The 19,043-nt window shown below is 68.4% G+C and carries 16 protein-coding genes; 12 read left to right on the forward strand and 4 right to left on the reverse strand.

All coding sequences use genetic code 11. The features are described 5' to 3' along the window. Positions 1-116: 116 nt before the first annotated feature. Complete coding sequence (locus ABT114_RS36455; RefSeq protein ID WP_351147423.1) at positions 117-1,139, reverse strand: NADP-dependent oxidoreductase; 1,023 nt, start codon at positions 1,137-1,139, stop codon at positions 117-119. Positions 1,140-1,239: 100 nt separating this feature from the next. On the opposite strand from ABT114_RS36455, the gene ABT114_RS36460 reads away from it, so the two are divergent. Further along, a complete protein-coding gene (locus ABT114_RS36460; RefSeq protein ID WP_351147425.1) occupies positions 1,240-1,683 on the forward strand; it encodes a MarR family winged helix-turn-helix transcriptional regulator in 444 nt (147 codons plus the stop codon). A gap of 318 nt (positions 1,684-2,001) precedes the next feature. Here ABT114_RS36460 and ABT114_RS36465 read toward each other — a convergent pair whose 3' ends face one another. Both ABT114_RS36465 and ABT114_RS36470 read right to left on the reverse strand, forming a co-directional pair. Continuing rightward, positions 2,002-3,423, reverse strand: a complete 1,422-nt coding sequence (locus ABT114_RS36465) for a hypothetical protein (RefSeq protein WP_351147427.1) — start codon at positions 3,421-3,423, stop codon at positions 2,002-2,004. 19 nt (positions 3,424-3,442) lie between these two features. Continuing rightward, complete coding sequence (locus ABT114_RS36470) at positions 3,443-4,339, reverse strand: SCO2400 family protein (protein WP_351147429.1); 897 nt, start codon at positions 4,337-4,339, stop codon at positions 3,443-3,445. 297 nt (positions 4,340-4,636) lie between these two features. On the opposite strand from ABT114_RS36470, the gene ABT114_RS36475 reads away from it, so the two are divergent. The 8 genes from ABT114_RS36475 to ABT114_RS36510 all read left to right on the forward strand — a co-directional run bounded on the left by ABT114_RS36475 (position 4,637) and on the right by ABT114_RS36510 (position 15,217). Next, a complete protein-coding gene (locus tag ABT114_RS36475; protein WP_351147431.1) occupies positions 4,637-5,803 on the forward strand; it encodes a mandelate racemase/muconate lactonizing enzyme family protein in 1,167 nt (388 codons plus the stop codon). Continuing rightward, the gene (locus ABT114_RS36480) at positions 5,800-6,804 is read left to right on the forward strand and encodes a zinc-dependent alcohol dehydrogenase (protein ID WP_351147433.1); all 1,005 of its coding nucleotides are present in this window, start codon (positions 5,800-5,802) and stop codon (positions 6,802-6,804) included. Before ABT114_RS36475 ends, ABT114_RS36480 begins: the two co-directional genes overlap by 4 nt. Positions 6,805-6,914: 110 nt before the next feature. Further along, positions 6,915-7,883 carry a hypothetical protein gene (locus tag ABT114_RS36485; protein WP_351147434.1) on the forward strand — a complete coding sequence of 323 codons (969 nt, stop codon included), beginning with the start codon at positions 6,915-6,917 and terminating at the stop codon, positions 7,881-7,883. A 147-nt stretch (positions 7,884-8,030) separates the two neighbouring features. Beyond that, positions 8,031-9,137: a multiple monosaccharide ABC transporter substrate-binding protein gene (gene chvE, locus ABT114_RS36490; RefSeq protein WP_351147436.1), complete on the forward strand. Its 1,107-nt coding sequence runs from the start codon at positions 8,031-8,033 to the stop codon at positions 9,135-9,137. A 42-nt stretch (positions 9,138-9,179) separates the two neighbouring features. After that, positions 9,180-10,730 (forward strand): multiple monosaccharide ABC transporter ATP-binding protein, encoded by a 1,551-nt coding sequence (gene mmsA / locus ABT114_RS36495; protein WP_351147438.1) that lies wholly within the window; start codon positions 9,180-9,182, stop codon positions 10,728-10,730. Then, positions 10,727-11,971 (forward strand): multiple monosaccharide ABC transporter permease, encoded by a 1,245-nt coding sequence (gene mmsB / locus ABT114_RS36500; protein ID WP_351147440.1) that lies wholly within the window; start codon positions 10,727-10,729, stop codon positions 11,969-11,971. The genes mmsA and mmsB overlap by 4 nt, the downstream gene beginning before the upstream one ends. 55 nt (positions 11,972-12,026) lie before the next feature. Then, complete coding sequence (locus ABT114_RS36505) at positions 12,027-13,181, forward strand: aldose epimerase family protein (RefSeq protein WP_351147441.1); 1,155 nt, start codon at positions 12,027-12,029, stop codon at positions 13,179-13,181. A gap of 269 nt (positions 13,182-13,450) precedes the next feature. Continuing rightward, complete coding sequence (locus ABT114_RS36510) at positions 13,451-15,217, forward strand: pyridoxal phosphate-dependent aminotransferase (protein ID WP_351147443.1); 1,767 nt, start codon at positions 13,451-13,453, stop codon at positions 15,215-15,217. Positions 15,218-15,239: 22 nt separating this feature from the next. Here the strand turns inward: ABT114_RS36510 and ABT114_RS36515 are convergent, their stop codons facing one another. Then, positions 15,240-16,208, reverse strand: coding sequence for an arabinan endo-1,5-alpha-L-arabinosidase (locus ABT114_RS36515; protein ID WP_351147445.1), 969 nt, complete (start codon positions 16,206-16,208; stop codon positions 15,240-15,242). Between the two features lie 281 nt (positions 16,209-16,489). Between ABT114_RS36515 and ABT114_RS36520 the strand changes: the two genes are divergently transcribed. The 3 genes from ABT114_RS36520 to ABT114_RS36530 all read left to right on the forward strand — a co-directional run bounded on the left by ABT114_RS36520 (position 16,490) and on the right by ABT114_RS36530 (position 18,930). Continuing rightward, on the forward strand, positions 16,490-16,903 hold the full coding sequence (locus ABT114_RS36520) for a ricin-type beta-trefoil lectin domain protein (protein ID WP_351147447.1): 414 nt from the start codon (positions 16,490-16,492) through the stop codon (positions 16,901-16,903). Between the two features lie 160 nt (positions 16,904-17,063). Then, positions 17,064-17,822, forward strand: coding sequence for an intradiol ring-cleavage dioxygenase (locus ABT114_RS36525; RefSeq protein WP_351147449.1), 759 nt, complete (start codon positions 17,064-17,066; stop codon positions 17,820-17,822). 409 nt (positions 17,823-18,231) lie between these two features. After that, positions 18,232-18,930, forward strand: a complete 699-nt coding sequence (locus tag ABT114_RS36530; protein WP_351147451.1) for a hypothetical protein — start codon at positions 18,232-18,234, stop codon at positions 18,928-18,930. Positions 18,931-19,043 lie beyond the last annotated feature (113 nt).

The following is a 19,043-nucleotide window of genomic DNA, read 5'->3' on the forward strand; positions in this document are numbered from 1 at the left end:
GGGGTGCGGCCTTCACGGTGAGAACGACTGCCGTCGGACGAGCGTCACGGTGATGTCGCCGCGAGTCGCCTTCGCGTACGGGCAGACCTGGTGAACCGTCTCGATCAGAGACCGGGTCAGAGCTTGACGATCATCTTCCCGGTGTTGTCACCGCGCAGCACCCCGAGGAACGCCTCCAGGTTGTTCTCGATGCCCTCGACGACCGTCTCGCGGTACTTGAGCTCGCCGGAGCGGATCCAGGCGCCGACCTCCTGGACGAACTGCGGCTGGAGGTCGTAGTGGTCGCCGACCAGGAAGCCCTCGATGCGGCCGCGGGTCTGGATGAGCCGGGCGAGGTTCTTCGGGCCGGGCACGGGCTCGGTGCTGTTGTAGACGGAGATCATGCCGCAGATCGCGATACGGCCGCCGCGGTTGAGCTGCCCGATCGCCGCCTCCAGGTGATCGCCGCCCACGTTGTCGAAGTAGACGTCGACACCGTCCGGAGCCGCCTCGCGGAGCTGCTCGCCGACCGGCCCGTTCTTGTAGTTGAAGGCGGCGTCGAAGCCGTACTCCTCGACGAGCAGCTTGACCTTCTCGTCGGACCCGGCGGACCCGATGACCCGCGAGGCACCCTTGAGCTTGGCGATCTGCCCGACCTGACTGCCCACGGCACCGGCGGCCCCGGAGACGAACACGGAGTCACCCTCCTTGAAGGAGGCGGTGCGCAGCAGGCCGGCGTAGGCGGTGAGGCCGGTCATGCCGAGGACGCCGAGGTACGTCGACAGGGGCGCGGCCTCGGGGTCGACCTTGACGATCTGCTTGACGTCGACCGTGGCGTACTCGCGCCAGCCGCCGAAGTGCAGCACGTGGTCGCCCGGCGCGATGCCCTCGGCATTGGAGGCGACGACCTCGCCCACGGCGCCGCCCTGCATGGCCTTGCCCAGCTCGAAGGGGGCCACGTACGACTTGGCGGCACTCATCCGGCCGCGCATGTACGGGTCGACGGAGAGGTACTTGTTGCGTACGAGGACCTCGTCGGCGCCGGGCTGCCGGATCTCCGCCTCGACCAGCGCGAAGTCCTCGGGCTTCGGCCAGCCGACCGGCCGGCTGAGCAGGTGCCATTCACGGCTGACGGCGGGGAGCGTGGGGGTGTCGGACATGGAACCTGGGCCTTCCTGCCATGCTTCAAATACTTCAGTACCTGAAACAACCATGCTCCTGAATATTTCAGGATGTCAAGTAAAGGGGTACCCTGAAGTCATGCCCACCCCACAGCAGACGCGCCGACCCGACGCCCTGACCATGGAAGTCGTCGAACTCATCGGCGAGGTCGTGTCCCGGTACTACGAGGACTACGAGGCCGCCGCCGAGGACCACGCCCTCACCGGCGCCCAGGCCCGCCTACTGAGCCTGCTGTCCCTGGAGCCTCTGCCCATGCGCAAGCTGGCCCAGAAGCTGAAGTGCGAGCCGTCGAACGTCACGGGCATCGTCGACCGCCTGGAATCCCGCGGCCTGGTGGAACGCCGCCCCGACCCCCACGACCGCCGCGTGAAGCTGGCGGCGGCGACGGAAGAGGGACTGCGCGTCGCCAAGGGGCTGCGGGAGGGGTTGCGCTTCGCACGGGAGCCGCTGGCGGGGCTGTCGGACGCGGAGCGGCTGGCTTTGCGGGATTTGCTACGGCGGATGCTGGGGGCAGGGCTTTGACAGGCCGCCTCGCTCGGCGAGTCTGCGGTAGCGGGGTGCCGCCCGGCAGGGAGTACTGCGTCAGCCTTTCCCTGGACGGCGCCGTGCTCCGCCTTGAGGTCCGGGACGGCGGTGACCAGGTTCTCGGGACACAGCACCTCGCCACCGGCGATCCGAACTGCGACGCACACTCAGGGCGAGGCCTGCTCCTGGTTCGGGAGTCGGCCGACGACATCGGCGTCACGGAACACACCGTCGGCAAGACCGTGTGGACGGCTTTCAAGGTCGCCGTCCAGGCGAAGCGGATCGTCGAGGGGGAGCATGCCGCCGTGAGGGAGCTCAGGTCGCCGGGCAGGCGTCCGGTCCGCCCTTCTCGAACTCGGCCTTCGTGCAGTAGGTGATGGTCGGGAAGTAGTCGCCCATGACGGATGCGGGGTTCTGGCCCTTTCCGACATCCTGGACGGCGTTGTGGAAGTCCGCTGCCGGCAACATGTTGCGGAAGAGCAGGATGCTGCTGACGTTGGTGGGACCCCAGGAGAGCCAGGTCACCCTGTTGGTCGTGGTCGCGTTGGCGGGGCGATCCTGCGGGGTGGACACCACGAAGGTGTAGCGGCCGTCCTTGTTCAGGGCCGTCTGGAAGTCGGCGGCGCAGCTGCTGGCGGGGTACGGGAGCTGCCACTGGTTCTGGCAGAGGGACCAGTACCGGAGTTGAGTCTTCGTCAGGACCGACTGGCCCAGTTGGGTGTTGGGGAATGTGGGTGCCTTTCCGCGGACCACGGCGACGCGGCCGGATTCATGGGAAATCGGCGTGCACAGGTACTTGTTGTACGGGTTGGGGAACAGACCGGACGCCTTGTTGGGTATGGCGAAGCCCGGGCTCTGCACGCTGGACTTGCCGCATCCCTCAAAGCCCCCGGGAGGGGCGTTGTCCTGCACCAGTTTCCTGAGGAACCCGACCAGCGGACCGGCAGGCCCCTGCGTCGAATCCGCCTTGGCGCACGTCGAAATGGAGCGGACACTGCCGTCCTTCCGGTGTATCGACAGGGACGGAAGGGGGACGCTGCCCGCGGGATCGGATGTCTGGTCAGGCACATAGATCCGCAACGCCAGAATTCCCACCCCGGACGCGGCACTCATGCTGGTACCGGCCAGGGTGTTGCCTCCGGAGCCCGGCGCGACCCCCGCCTTCAGCGTGACCTTGTACTTGTGCTGCGCGGAGTTCGTGCCCGCGTTCGGGTCGCTGAACGGGTTCCGACTGCCCTGACTCGGGGCGATCTTGTAGTCGGCGAGCGAATCGATCGGCGACCCCTTGACGTCGTACGACGTCAGTGACGTGAACCGAGCAGACGGGTACGTCCCGTCCACCACCATTTGATCACCTTGCGCAAGACGGTAAGGCATCAGCCAGTACGTCGCGTTCGTCTCGGGAAACGCAAAATTCAGTCTGCTGGGATTCACTACGGCCGGCCATCCGCAGGAGACCTGCGGCAACGGGTCCCGGGCGGCTTGTGGCGGAACGGAAGCATCGGCCGACTGTGCGGCCAGCAGCGTGAAGACGCCCATCAACGCCAGAACGGACGCCTTTTTCGAGTTGCGCCGGAATACATGCATGAAACCGCTCCATCCGAGAAGCCGGGGGCGGAGCGCCTGTATCCGCGCCTCAAAGAGGACGCGCCAGGCGAAGAGTTGCCAAGAGATGCCAGAGATGCCGTGGGCAGAGTTGCGTTGCAGCCAACGGGACCAGTCTCTGTCCGCCGTCAACGCGGTGCAACAGGGGAACTCAGGTGCACCACCACAGGAACCGACTGCACGTCTCGGAAGGCGTCGGGTCGGGCGTCGGATCCGCCGACGTCGGGTCGGCCGACGGGGTCGATGTCGCCGCCGGAGTCGTCGCCGGGGCTTGCGAGGAGGTCGTCGCAGTCGTGGCCGGGGACTGGCTGTCCTCGTCGGCCTTGTCGGCGTCCTTCGACTCGTCCGCCTTCGGGGACTTCGACGCCGACGGCGAGGCCGAGGCGTCCGGGGAGGCCGAGGTCGAGCCCGTGCCCGCCGTGTCGCCGAGGGGCTTGGCCGTCTCGGTCGGGTTTGCCTCGTCGGATGCGGCGCCCTCCGCCGACGCGTCCGAGGCCGCCGCCGGCTTGTCGGAGGAGAAGCCCGGCGCGTCGACGCCGAGCTCGGTGAGGCTCAGTCCGCCGGCCGCCAGGACGAAACCGGCGGCGATCAGTATGGTGCGACGGCGGCGCCGACGGTGGGCGGCCGCCTTGCGGTCGCGACGGCTGGCGCCGGGCTCGTCGTCGGGTTCCGCCGAGTCGTCCGCCTCGAGGCCGTGGCCACCGGGGCGCCCGGAGTCGTCACGCCCGCGTCTTCGGCCGCCACGCCCCTGCTCCCGGCGTCGTGCGGCACGGCCGCCCCCACCCGGCTCGGCGGACTCAAGGTCGTCACCCCCACGATCGCCCCCGCGATCACCCCCACGATCACCTTCGTGATCACGCGCGTCCGCGTACGGCGATCCGCCGACGTCATCGGAGTCGGAGGCGGAGGCGGTCTCATGCGCGGGCGCGTACGCGGGCGCATGCGTGTGCGCGGGCGCGTGTGCGCGGAGCTGTTCGGCGGGTGTGCCGCACCCCGGGCACGCGAGAGCGCCGTTGAGGTGCCGTCGGCACGGGTGGCAGTAGTCCATGACGCGGGAAGACTAAGTTCCCGGAGGGTAACGTTCCTAGGGGCTGCTGTGAATATTGTGTGGGAAACCGGCCGTTACGGCGTGGGATGTTGCGCGAGGTGTCCGCCGCAGAGCGAAGCGTCCGACATCATCCCGAAAGCGCCGTTCGAAACTGTCGAAACCGTTATGCGTTCGACCCATTGACACTCCCGCCGCCACATCCTTACTGTCACGCCAGCATTTCGAACGTGTGACGAAATCTCGAACACGTCGAGACGCCAGCCAATGAAGCCGACGAAGCAGCAAGGGGCAACTGCCGTGCGCATCACCGGAATCAGCACACACGTGGTCGGGACGCCGTGGCGCAACCTGACATACGTCCAGGTGCACACCGACGAGGGGATCACCGGAGTCGGCGAGACCCGGATGCTGGGCCACACCGACGCGCTGATCGGTTACCTGCGTGAGGCCGAGGCCAATCACATTCTCGGCTCCGACCCGTTCGCTGTCGAGGACCTGGTGCGCCGTATGAAGTACGGCGACTACGGGCGCGCGGGCGAGATCGTGATGTCCGGCATCGCCGTCATCGAGATGGCCTGCTGGGACATCAAGGGCAAGGCGCTGGGCGTGCCGGTCTGGCAGCTGCTCGGCGGCAAGGTGACCGACAAGGTCAAGGCCTACGCCAACGGCTGGTACACCACGGAGCGGACTCCGGAGGCGTACCACAAGGCCGCCAAGGCGGTCATGGAGCGCGGGTACAAGGCGCTGAAGATCGACCCCTTCGGCACCGGGCACTTCGAACTGGACCACGAGCAGAGCCTGTACGCCGTCTCCCTCATCGAGGCGGTGCGGGACGCCATCGGCCCGGACGCCGAGCTGATGCTGGAGATGCACGGCCGCTTCTCCCCCGCCACCGCCGTCCGACTGGCCCGCGAGCTCGCGCCGTTCAAGCCCGCGTGGCTGGAGGAGCCGGTGCCGCCGGAGAACCTGAAGGCTCTCGAAAAGGTCGCGGCCAAGGTCGACATCCCGGTCGCCACGGGTGAGCGGATCCACGACCGGATCGAGTTCCGGGAGCTCTTCGAGAGCCAGGCCGTCGACATCATCCAGCCGGACGTCGGCCACATCGGTGGCATCTGGGAGACCCGGAAGCTGGCCGCCACCGCCGAGGCCCACTACGTGCTGGTCGCCCCGCACAACGTGGGCGGGCCGGTGCTGACCGCCGCCTCCCTCCAGGTCGGCTTCACCTCGCCGAACTTCAAGATCCTCGAGCACTTCAACGACTTCGCGGACGCGGAGATCAAGAAGGTCGTCAAGGGCGCGCCGCAGGTCAATCCGGAAGACGGCTGCTTCCACCTCTCCCACGAGCCCGGCCTCGGTGTCGAGCTCGACGTCGAAGCCGCCGCCGAGTTCCCGCAGCAGCAGGCCCGGTTCGACCTGTGGGCCGAGGGCTGGGAGCAGCGCAAGCCGAAGGGCACGCAGAAGTGAGCAGCGCCGTCGTCGTCGAGGGGCCGGGCGATCACCGGATCGTCCCGCACGAGCCGCGGCAGCCGGAGGCCGGGGAGGCGCTGGTGCGCGTCCACGCCACCGGGATCTGCGGCAGCGACCGCGAGGTGTACCAGGGCAACCGGCCCGAGGGGTACGTCCGTTACCCCCTCACTCCGGGCCACGAGTGGTCGGGGACCGTGGAGGCGGTCGGTGCCGGGGTGCCCGAGTCGCTGGTCGGCCGGAAGGTCGTCGGTGAGGGCTTCCGCAACTGCCAGGTGTGCGACCGCTGCCACGCGGGCGAGACGACGCTGTGCACCGACGGGTACGAGGAGACCGGGTTCACCCAGCCGGGGGCCATGGCCACCACCCTCACCCTGCCGGCCCGGCTGCTGCACGCCCTGCCGGACGACGCCGATCTGACGGCCGCCGCCCTGCTGGAGCCGGCCGCCTGTATCGCGGCCGCCGCGATCAAGGCGAACGCGCGGCCGGGCGAGCGGGTCGCGGTGGTCGGCACCGGGACGCTGGGCATGTTCGCCGTGCAGTTCCTGAAGGCGGGCTCCCCGGCGGAGCTGCTGGTCGTCGGCACCCGTAACGACCGGGAGGCCCTCTCCCGGCAGTTCGGGGCCACCGACTTCCGCACGAAGGACCAGGAGCTTCCCGGCGACTTCGACGTCGTGATCGAGACGGCCGGGTCGGCGTCCGCCGCGCGCACCGCCGCCTCCCTGCTCAGGCGGGGCGGCCGGCTGGTCCTGACGGGGATCCCGGCGCCGGGTGCCGAGGGTCTCGACCCCACCGATCTGGTCGTACGGCAGCTGGAGGTGCACACCGTCTTCGGTGCGCCGCCGGACGCCTGGTCCCACACGGTGCGGGTCTTCGGGGCCGGACTGCTCGATCCGCTGCCGCTGGTCACGCACGAGCTGCCGCTCGCCGAGTTCTCCGCGGCGATCGAGCTGGTGGGGTCCGGCGATCCGAAGGTCGGCAAGGTCTTGCTCCGTCCTTAGCCGTACGCCGGTACGAGGGCGACCTGACGGCCCCGTACCGGCGTACACCCAGCCTCTTCGTACCCCGAGCCGCGAACCTCGTCCGAAATACCGAACAAGAAGGACAGCTTGTGACCGACGCTTCCGCCCCGGCAGCCCGTCGACCCGGTGAGCAGGCGCTCGCCGCGCTCGGCCTGGGCGCACCCGCCCTCGACCCCGCCGACGCCTCGCCCCACAGCTTCCCGGGCGGTGGCCGCTGGCGCACCGAGATCCCCTCGTGCGAGGGTCCCGAAGCGCTGGCCGTCGTCCTGAAGGAAGCCTCGCGCCTGGACGTGCCGATCCACCGGATCAGCCAGGGCAGCGGCGTGTGGATGCTGACCGACGCCGAGATCACCGAGATGGTCGACGCGACCGCCGAACGCGACATCGAGCTCTGCCTGTTCACCGGACCGCGCGGCACCTGGGACATCGGCGGCAGCGTGCGCACCGACTCGCGCGGCGCCGGGCTGCGGGCCCGCGGCCACGACGCGGTCGCCGGCTGCGTCGAAGACGCCGTCAGAGCCACCGAGTTGGGCGTCAAGTGCCTCCTCGTCGCCGACGAGGGCGTGCTGTGGACGCTGCACCGGGCGCGTCTGGCCGGCATCATCCCGGCCGACACCACGCTGAAGGTGTCCGCGCTCATCGGCCCGGTCAACCCGGCCGCGTACGCCGTGTACGAGGGCCTGGGCGCCGACTCGGTCAACGTGCCCAGCGACCTGACGCTCGCTCATCTCACCGAGATCCGACGGCTGTCGGCCGCTCCCATGGACATGTACATCGAGGCCCCCGACGACCTCGGCGGCTACATCCGGATGTACGAGGTCGCCGAGTTGATCCGGCGCGGCGCACCGCTCTACCTGAAGTTCGGACTGGCCAAGGCTCCGGCCATCTACCCGTACGGGCACCACCTGCGGGACGTGACGCTGTCCACCGCCCGGGAGCGGGTGCGGCGGGGCCGGCTGGCGCTGGACCTGCTCGCGCGGCACGGAGCCAACGGCGAGATGGCGCCCCTGGGTTCGCGTCTGCCCGGAACACTGAAGCGGTTCGAAACTTCCGCATAACGTTCCGGACAAACCCCCTTCACAGAAGTAGACGCAGTCGAACACAATCCCACACACCCTCTCTCTCGGTCTTCTCCGCACCGCTCGTCGAGTGTCTTCCGTACCGCCAGACCGAGCCCTGCCCCACACACATCAAGGATGATGATCATGCGTACTCGCAGAGCCGCACTCGCCGCCATAGCCGGAGCCGCCTCCCTCGCCCTCACCCTGACCGCCTGCGGCCAGAGCGGCGAAGGCGGCAGCAAGGAGAGCTCGAGCGACGCCAAGGGCGGGACCATCGGCATCGCGATGCCGACCAAGTCCTCCGAGCGCTGGATCGCCGACGGCAACAACGTCGTCAAGAACCTGGAGTCCAAGGGCTACAAGACCAAGCTGGTCTTCGGCGAGGACGACCCCGACCAGCAGGTCTCGCAGATCGAGAACCTGATCACGCAGGGCGTGAAGGCCATCATCGTCGCCGCGATCGACAACAAGTCGCTGAACAACGTCCTTCAGCAGGCCGCCGACGCGAAGATCCCGGTCATCGCCTACGACCGGCTGATCCTCGGCACGAAGAACGTCGACTACTACGCGTCCTTCGACAACACCAAGGTCGGCGAGCTCCAGGCCAACTACATCGTCGACAAGCTGGGGCTGAAGAACGGCAAGGGCCCGTTCAACATCGAGCTGTTCGCCGGCTCCAACGACGACAACAACACCAAGTACTTCTTCGGCGGCGCGATGAGCGTGCTCCAGCCGTACATCGACAGCAAGAAGCTCGTCGTGCAGTCCGGCCAGACCGGCCTCACCCAGGTCACCACCCTGCGCTGGGACGGCGCCACCGCCCAGAAGCGCATGGACGACATCCTCACCAAGTCGTACTCGAGCAAGAAGGTCGACGCGGTCCTGTCGCCGTACGACGGCATCTCGATCGGCATCCTGTCGGCGCTGAAGTCGGACGACTACGGCTCCGCGAGCAAGCCGCTGCCGGTCCTGACCGGCCAGGACGCCGAGCTGGCCTCGGTGAAGTCGATCATCGCGGGCGAGCAGACGCAGACCGTCTACAAGGACACCCGCGAGCTGGCCAAGGTCGCCTCGAACATGGTCGACGCGGTCCTCAACGGCAAGAAGCCGGAGACCAACGACACCAAGACCTACGACAACGGCACAAAGGTCGTCCCCGCCTACCTGCTCCAGCCGGTGAGCGTCGACAAGACCAACTACAAGCAGGTCCTGGTGGACGGCGGTTACTACACGGAGAGCGAGCTCAAGTAACCACCGGTCCCACTGATCTCTTACTGATTGGAAGGCACGACCATGGCGGGACCCGTCCTGGAAATGCGCTCGATCGTCAAGACCTTTCCCGGTGTGAAAGCGCTGTCGGACGTCACGCTGACCGTCCGCCAGGGCGAGGTCCACGCCATCTGCGGTGAGAACGGCGCGGGGAAGTCCACCTTGATGAAGGTGCTCTCCGGCGTCCATCCGCACGGCAGTTACGAAGGGGAGATCCTCTTCGAGGGAGAGGTCTGCCGCTTCAAGGACATCCGGGCGAGCGAGCAGCACGGCATCGTGATCATCCACCAGGAGCTCGCGCTGGTGCCGTTCCTCTCCCTCGCGGAGAACATCTTCCTCGGCAACGAGCACGCCAAGGGCGGGCTCATCGACTGGAACGAGACCCTGCGGCACGCCAGCGAGCTGCTGCGCCGGGTCGGTCTCAACGACCACCCGGAGACCCGCGTCGCCGACATCGGCGTGGGCAAGCAGCAGCTCGTGGAGATCGCGAAGGCCCTCTCGAAGAAGGTGAAGCTGCTCATCCTCGACGAGCCGACCGCGGCCCTGAACGACGAGGACAGCGGCAAACTCCTGGACCTGATCCTGGAGTTGAAGAAGCAGGGCATCACCTCGATCATCATCTCCCACAAGCTGAACGAGATCCGCCGGGTCGCCGACTCGGTCACGATCATCCGCGACGGGCTGTCCATCGAGACGCTCGACGTGAAGGCGGAGGAGACGACCGAGGACCGGATCATCAGCGGGATGGTCGGCCGCGATCTCGACCACCGCTTCCCCGAGCGCACCCCGCACGAGGCTGAGGAGGGCGCGGCGCCGGCCCTGGAGATCCGCGACTGGACCGTGCACCATCCGATCGACCAGCAGCGCAAGGTGGCCGACGACGTGTCGATCCACGTGCGGCGCGGGGAGATCGTCGGCATCGCGGGCCTCATGGGCGCCGGCCGCACCGAGCTCGCGATGAGCGTCTTCGGGCGCTCCTACGGCCGGTACGCGGGCGGTACGGTCCTCAAGGACGGCCAGGAGATCCGGACGAAGACCGTCGCGGAGGCGGTCGGCCACGGCATCGCGTACGTCACCGAGGACCGCAAGCACTACGGCCTCAACCTCATCGACACCATCAACCGCAACATCTCGCTGACCGCCCTGAACAAGGTCGCCAAGCGAGGCATGGTCGACGAGCACGAGGAGCGCCAGGTCGCCGAGCGCTACCGCAAGTCGATGAACATCAAGGCGCCGACCGTCTTCGAGCCGGTGGGCAAGCTGTCCGGCGGCAACCAGCAGAAGGTCGTCCTCAGTAAGTGGATCTTCGCGGGTCCGGACGTGCTGATCCTGGACGAGCCGACCCGCGGCATCGACGTGGGCGCCAAGTTCGAGATCTACACGGTCATCGACAAGCTGGCGGCCGAGGGCAAGGCGATCATCTTCATCTCCTCCGAGCTGCCCGAACTGCTCGGCATGTGCGACCGCATCTACACCATGGCCGCGGGGCGGCTGACGGGTGAGTTCTCCCGGGCCGAGGCCACGCAGGAAGTGCTGATGCGTCAGATGACGAAGGACAAAGAGGTAACGCGATGAGCACCGATGTGACCAAGACCCCCGCCGCGGCACCGCCGGGGAAGAGCGGCGGCGGCACGGGGGACGGCAGCCTGCTGCCGCTGATGCTCGACGGCCTGCGCCGGAACATGCGCCAGTACGGCATGCTGATCGCCCTCGGCCTGATCGTCGTCCTCTTCGCCGTCTGGACCGACGGCGACCTGCTGCTGCCGCGCAACGTCTCCAACCTGGTCCTGCAGAACAGCTACATCCTGATCCTCGCGATCGGCATGATGCTGGTGATCATCGCGGGCCACATCGACCTGTCGGTCGGTTCGCTGACGGCGTTCGTGGGCGCGTTCGCCGCGGTGCTGATGGTGGAGCACCATATGGCGTGGCCGGTCGCCCTGGTGCTGTGCCTGCTGGTGGGCGCGGTGGCGGGCTCGGTGCAGGGCTTCCTGATCGCCTATCTCGGCATACCGTCGTTCATCGTCACCCTCGCCGGGATGCTGCTCTTCCGCGGTCTCACGGAGATCCTGCTCAAGGGGCAGACCCTCGGTCCGTTCCCGGACGGGCTGCAGAAGATGGGCAACGGCTTCCTGCCGGAGGTCGGCCCGGACACCAACTACCACAACATCACGCTGCTGCTGGGCATCGCCGTGATCGTCTTCGTGGTCCTCCAGGAGATCCGCGACCGCAAGCGCCAGCAGGAGTTCTCGCTGGACGTGCTGCCGGCCAAGCTGTTCCTGCTCAAGCTGGTCGCCCTGGTCGCCGCGGTCCTCTGGGTCACGATGCTGCTCGCCAGCTACAAGGGCGCGCCGATCGTGCTGCTGATCCTCGGCGTGCTGGTCGTCGGCTACGGCTACGTCATGCGCAACGCCGTCTTCGGCCGCCACATCTACGCGATCGGCGGCAACCTCCCGGCGGCGAAGCTGTCCGGCGTCAAGGACAAGAAGGTCACCTTCTACGTCTTCCTGAACATGGGCATGCTCGCGGCCCTGGCGGGTCTGGTGGTCGCCGCCCGCCTGAACGCGGCCTCTCCGAAGGCCGGCCTGAACTTCGAACTCGAGGCGATCGCCTCGTCGTTCATCGGTGGCGCGTCCATGAGCGGCGGTGTGGGCACCGTCCTCGGCGCGATCATCGGTGGTCTGGTCCTCGGCGTGCTGAACAACGGCATGAACCTCCTCAGCGTCGGCACCGACTGGCAGCAGGTCATCAAGGGACTCGCCCTGCTGGCCGCGGTCGGCTTCGACGTGTGGAACAAGCGCAAGTCCGGTTCGTAAGTCAGCTCGGGCCCCGCCGGAAACGGCGGGGCCCTTCCTTTACAGGAGCCGCTAGATGGAACTGAACAGACGCACGGTCATCGCGGGTGCAGCGGCGGCGGGCATCGCCGCGACCACCCTCGGCACAGGAACTGCAGAGGCCGCCTCGGGAGGCAGGAAGCCGGTGAAGGAGCTCTTCGGCACGCTGGCCGACGGCACGAAGGTCTACCGCTGGTCCCTGGAGAACGGCGGGACCCGGCTGAAGGTCCTGTCGTACGGCGGCATCATCCAGTCCCTGGAGATCCCCGACCGGCACGGCCGCTACGCCAACGTCTCGCTCGGTTATGACAACCTCGCGTCCTACGTCGCCGGCACCACCTTCTTCGGCGCGACGATCGGTCGTTACGGCAACCGCATCGGCAAGGGGCAGTTCACGCTGGACGGCAAGCAGTACCAGCTGAACGTCAACGACGGCGTCAACACCCTGCACGGCGGCGCCAAGGGCTTCAACACCAGGGTGTGGGACGTCGAGGGCTTCACGTCCGGCTCCGACGTGGGCCTGCACCTGTACTACACGAGCGTCGACGGCGAGATGGGCTACCCCGGCACGCTGAAGACGAAGGTCACCTTCACGCTGAACCGGCACGGCGACTGGCGCATCGACTACGAGGCCACCACCGACAAGCCGACGGTCGTCAACCTCACCAACCACACGTACTTCAACCTCGCCGGCGAGGGCAGCGGCACGATCGAGGACCACGAGCTCACGATCGCCGCGTCCCGCTACACGCCCACCGACACGGGTCTGATCCCCACGGGCGAACTGGCGAAGGTCTCCGGCACCCCCTTCGACTTCAGCAAGGGCAAGCCGATCGGCCGGGACATCCGCGCGGGCCACCCCCAGCAGGTGCAGGCCAAGGGCTTTGACCACAACTGGGTCCTCGACAAGGGCGTCACGGCGCGGCCCGAGCACATCGCCACCCTGCGCGACCCGAGCTCCGGCCGCACCCTGAAGATCGCCACCGACCAGCCGGGCCTGCAGTTCTACTCCGGCAACTTCCTCGACGGCACCCTCGTCGGCACCTCCGGCAGCACCTACCGGCAGGGCGACGGCCTGTGCCTGGAGACGCAGCACTTCCCGGACTCGCCGAACCAGCCGTCGTGGCCGTCGACCGTGCTCAGGCCCGGGCAGACCTACCGGACGACGACGATTCACACCTTCAGCGCGTAGGCGCTCCGCTGGTGCGGCCTATCCGCTGATCAGGTCGTTCCGTTGACAAGGTCGTGGGGAACTGCGGGCCCGTTGGGGCTGGTCGCGCAGTTCCCCACGCCCCTTTGGGGCGCGATGGCGGGCCTTCCCGAAGCCACACCTTCTTCACACGCGTTGAACAACGCCACCCCAGCCTCCGTATGTAAGGGCGGCCCGCGCTCCCCCGCGCGGGCCACCCAATGACGACGGGCCCGGTCGTCCCCGCCGGGCCCGCCCCATACGGAGGTTCCATGGCCGACAACGTCACCTCGTTGTTCCGCAGCACAGCGGCGCACAGTCCGTCGATGGCGGCGCTGACGCGGGAGGGCGACGGATCGGGCCCCGTGGACTTCTGCATCCCCTGCAACCCCTACTTCCCCACCCCGGCGATGTTCGACGAGATGGCGGCCCGGCTCCGGGACATCATCACGTACTACCCGAGCAGCGCCGACACCATCACGAGCGAGCTGTGCAACCTGCTCCAGCTGCCGCCGCAGTGCGTGGCGATGGGCAACGGTTCCACCGAGCTCATCACCTGGATCGACCATCTCCTGGTCCGCGAGTCCCTCGCCATCCCCGTCCCCACCTTCGGGCGCTGGACCGACCAGCCGATGGAGACCGGCAAGCGCGTCGACATGTTCCCGCTCCAGGAGTCCAGCGGCTTCGCCCTGGATCTCGCGCAGTACGCCGAGTTCATCCGCAAGCGCGGCACCCGGGTCGCCGTCATCTGCAACCCGAACAACCCCGACGGCGGCTTCCTGCACAAGCACGCGCTCGTGCAGTTCATGGACGCGATGGCCGACCTGGACCTGGTGGTCATCGACGAGTCGTTCCTGGAGTTCGCGGACGCGGAGGCCGAACCGAGCGTCGTCCAGGAGGCGATGCTCCGGCCCAACGTCGTCGTCCTGCGCAGCCTCGGCAAGAACTTCGGCCTGCACGGCATACGTTTCGGCTACCTGGTCGCCAACCCGGCGCTGGCCGGCCGCGTCCGCTCCATGCTCCCCAAGTGGAACCTCAACTCCTTCGCGGAGCACGTGGTGTTCATGCTCAAGGAGCACGGCCCCGAGTACGCGCAGAGCCTCCAGCAGGTGCGCCGCGACCGCCTGGACATGGCCAACCAGCTCGCTTCACTGCCCGGCCTGACGGTCTACCCCTCTCAGGGCAACTTCCTCTTCGTGCGCCTTCCCGTCGGCGCCGAGGGCACCGTGGTCCGGGACCGGATGCTGACCGAGCACCGGATCCTGGTCCGCGAGTGCGGCAACAAGGTCGGTTCGTCCAGCCGCTTCCTGCGTCTCGTGGTGCGCCCCCAGGTGGACGTGCGTCGCCTGGTGTCCGGCCTGGAGCAGGTGCTCTACGGGACCAGGAGGGGAACCGCCGTGCCCGAGCTGGCTACAGGGACCAGCTACAGCTCGGGCACGGCGGCAGTCGACCGACTCGTCAGCGCGACGAACGGGGCGGGCATGCAGGGCCTCGCCGCCCAGGCCATCGGCGCCGGCATGCCGATACCGGCGGCCGCGCAGGCCGGCCAGTCGACGGGCGCGGGGATGCCGATGCCGGCGGCGGCGCAGGCGATTCCCCAGCAGGTCCCGCAGCAGGTTCCCCAGCTGGTTCCCCAGCAGGTCCCGCCCCAGATTCCGCAGCAGATTCCACAGCAGGTCCCGCCCCAGATTCCGCGCCAGATTCCACAGCAGGTCCCGCAGCAGGTCCCGCAGCCGATGGCGGCACCGGTCCCGGCCCAGTTCCCCGCTCAGGTCCCGGCGCAGATTCCGACCCAGTTCCCGGCGCAGATCCCGGCGCAGATCCCGGCCGCCGCCCAGATGCCGGCCCCGGTCCCAGCCCCTGCTCCCGTCCCGGCCGCTGTGCCCGCGACCGGCCCGACCCCGCCCGGTGTCCCCGCCCGCGGCGGCCTCACCGCAGCCCAGGTCAGAGGCACCAACGGCCTCACCCCGGCCCCGGCGACGGGCTGGCCCAACGCCCAGAGCTGGCCGAACGCGGCAGGGATGGGGCAGGCGGGCTGAGCGCTCCGTCAGACGGATTCGATCAGTAGGCGACGGGCCATCCGCTGCTCCAGTTCAGGAGGTTGATGCCGAGCTTGGGCGTGCCGTTGTCGTTGCCGTCGTAGTAGTGGTAGACGATCAGGTCACCGTCGGTGTCGTTCATGATCGACTGCCCGCCGGGGCCGATGATGCTCCCGTGCGACTCCAGCACCGGGGTGCCGCCGTTGTTGGTCATCGCGACGCCGCTCTGGTCGTAGTACGGCCCGGTGATGCTGGTGGCGCGACCGACCTTGACCTTGTACGTCGAACTCGTGCCGGCGCAGCAGGTGTCGTACGAGGCGAAGAGGTAGTAGTAGCCGTTCCGCTTCACGATGTAGGGCGCCTCGACCGCCTTGGTCCCGGTCGGTCGGGAGGCTATGGAGTACCGGGTGGTGTTGGAGGAGAGCTGTTTCCCGGTGGAGGGATCGATCTGGATCATCTTGATCCCCGTCCACCAACTGCCGAAGGACAGCCACCACTTGCCGTCGTCGTCCACGAAGAGGTTCGGGTCGATGGCGTTGTAGTCGCTGGAGGTGGTGGAGGTGTAGACCGTGCCGTAGTCGGTCCAGGAGCCCGGCAGACCGGTCGTCGAACCCGCCAGCCCGATGGCGGACGTGTTGGACCCGAAGGTCGAGACGGCGTAGTACATCAGGTACTTGCCGCCGTGGTACGAGATGTCGGGCGCCCAGGCCTCGGTGGCATACGACGACCACCAGCTCGGCGTGGTGGAGAACGCGTCGCCGCCCGCACTGAACGCGATGCGGTCGGTGGAGGTGCGGTAGGCGAGACCGCCGCCGGTGGCGTAGAGGAGGTAGCGGCCGGCGGAGGTGCGGATCATCGTCGGGTCGTGCACGACCGTCGATCCGGTGACCGTGCCGGGGTTGGGATACGCAGAGGCGGTGGAAGGGGTCAGGGCCAGCAGGATCGCGGCCGGGACGGAGAGGAGCGCGGCTCTGCGGGAGGTGCGGCTCATGCGGACGTCCTTCAGTGGGGTTCGCCGTTCGTCATACCGAACAACAGTCGCGTCGTCGGACGGGACCGTAGAATCGAACCCCTTGCGCGTCAATGGTCCGCGCAACCACTCGAAACTCTTCGAGGAAATCCCCGCACCACTCTCCCCACCCCTCCTCCCTTTGCCATCATATGCCACACAAACGTGTGCAGTGCGGAGATTTTTCTGGTTCCTGGTGATCCGCTCTGATTCGCTCACGGACTGCAGCCACCCGGCGCGACGCCCAGAGACACGGAGTAGACATGTCCCTGCCCAACGGCCTCTACCAGATCGCCTTCACCCAGGAGCAGCTCCTCACCGCCATCGAGCTCAGGCCCGGAGCGCCACTGGTGATCCTGCCGCCGGACGGTGACCTCGCGCAGACGTGGCAGGTGAGCAGCAACGGCAACGGCGGCCACACCATCAGCCTCCCCGGCACGCCCTCGCAGGTGAGCTACGACGGCGAGCCGGACATGCACGAGCTGGCCATCCTGGAGCCCGCCCCCCGCGAATGGACGCTCCTCCCCGGCGCGGAACGCGACACCTACTTCATCAGCGTCCCGAACGCCCCCATGCGCCTCGGAATGAGCCTGCTGCGGATCTACCCGCCGCGCGTCGCCCTGGCCCCCGAGTACGGCGACCCCTACCAGGCCTGGACCTTCAGGAACGTCAGCTAGGAGCGCCGGAAACCGCCCCCGGAGACCGATCCGCCGCCCGCCGGTCCCGCCGACGGGCGGCAGCGCTGCGTCGACACTTGCCCGGCAAGGAACTTGACGAGACGTCACTTTGCCGAACTGACAGCCTCCCGACAGGAACCATTCCTACTGTGCCGTGTTCATGACAGACACGACAGGAACACCCCACCCCCTCGGGCGGCGCACCGTACTGATCGCCTCGGGCGCCACCGCCGCGACGCTGGCCGTCGGTGCCACAGCCGCCACCACCACAGAGAAGACGGACACGGCCCCCGTAGCCGCCGCGGCCGTCTGCACCCTCACGAAGGAGATGACCGAAGGCCCCTACTACCTCGACGGACAGTACGTCCGCGCCGACATCACCGAGGGCAAGGCCGGCGCCCCGCTCAAGCTGGCGCTCACCGTCGTGGACGACGACACCTGCGCCCCGCTCTCCAACGCCCTGGTGGAGATCTGGCACTGCGACGCGCTCGGCGAGTACTCCGGGTTCGTCGGCAACAACGGCCACAGCGAACCCGACGACGGCACCTTCCTGCGCGGCGGCGTGCTGACCAACTCCAGCGGCCTCGCCAGCATCACCACGATCTACCCCGGCTGGTACCGCGGCCGCTGCGTGCACATCCACGTCAAGGTGCACACCGGCGTCACGCTCACCTCCGACGGCTCGTTCACCGGCGGCCAGGAACTCCACACCGGCCAGCTCTTCTTCAACGAGACGATCACGACGGCCGTCGCGAAGGTCTCCCCCTACTCGACCAACACGGTCACCCGCACCACCCTCGCCCAGGACTCGATCTACGACGACGGAGGCGCCACGTCCGGCCTCCTCACTCTCACCGCCCTGGGCAGCTCGGCCTCCTCCGGCTACTCCGGCACCCTCACGCTGGGCGTCGAGCAGTAGCCAACACCTGCCCCAACGGCTCTGGGTGACCGTGGACTCGAAAGCGCGGTCACCCAGGGCCCGCCGGCCCAGAGGGGCTTCTACACCCTCGCCGTCACCGGCCTCCGAGCCCTCACCAGGGCCAGCCACCCCGGCAGGTCGACCTCGGCCCGCACGGTCTTCCCTACGCCCTGCTCCAGCCGGCCCAGCAGGAGGAGGTGCTGGCGGGTATCGGCGCCGCCATCGACGCGGCGGGCGGCACGTTCACGATGCACTACACCACGGCGACGATCACCACGGCCCGGACCCGAACCGCCTAGGACTCCGGGCACTCCTCCGGCCATCCGGAACGGCTGTCTGTGACACGGCTGTGACCGGAGGTGTGGCTTCCGCCACGGCCGGACGGCTCCGGGCCGCTCAAGATCAACGGATGCGCAGAAACCCCTTTCCCGCCAGAGCGGCGGGCCGCCCGGCCGTCGCGGTGCTCGCCGCCGTCGGTGTCGTCGCCGGCGTACTGGTCGGCTGGCAGGGCCTGGACACCGTCAACGGGTGTGGTCTTCCGGTCAATCGGTATCCGTCCGAAACCGCGCAGGACTGGGTGCGCAACGCCGATGTCGTGATCGTCGGACGTGCCGTACGGGAGCGGGAGAGCGACCGGCAGGAGCTGGCGGCCGGGGCGTACCGGTACCAGCTGGAGCGCACCGTGGAACTGACCCGCGAATCCGTCGCGTTCACCTCCCGCCGCCGCACCCACCACCCCTCCCCCGGCTCCACCGTCGACTACGTCGCCCCCGGCTGGAAGGTCCTCCGCTCCGACGGCACGACCCGCGTCGACGACCTGGCCGGCGACGCCCCCCGCGTGGTCCCCGGCCACACCTACATCCTCGCCCTGCGCTGGGACGCGGACCGGTGGGTGTCTCTCGGGGAGGGCGCGGTCGTACCGTTCGACGACCACACCGTGGGCCGTGGGGAGTGGTGCGGCCAGGTGCTCGGCACCGACGACTTCGCCGAGGGCGAGCGTATCTCCCGCTCCGACGACCACAGCCTGGAAAAGACCCTGCTGGGCCGGGACGAGAACGCCCTGACCCGCGAACTCGGCCGAGCAGCCGGGCAGAAGGCCGACGATTGAAGATCTCTCCCCCGTGAACGGGGGAGATTCCCCCCTACCTTGCGGTGGTGGGTTTGACGCCGTGGCCAGCGCGCCTGACGACTGCCCTTCCGGCAGCCGGGACGAGCGCGTGG

Source organism: Streptomyces sp. NPDC002088 (assembly GCF_040296605.1).
In the GTDB taxonomy this organism is placed as follows: domain Bacteria; phylum Actinomycetota; class Actinomycetes; order Streptomycetales; family Streptomycetaceae; genus Streptomyces.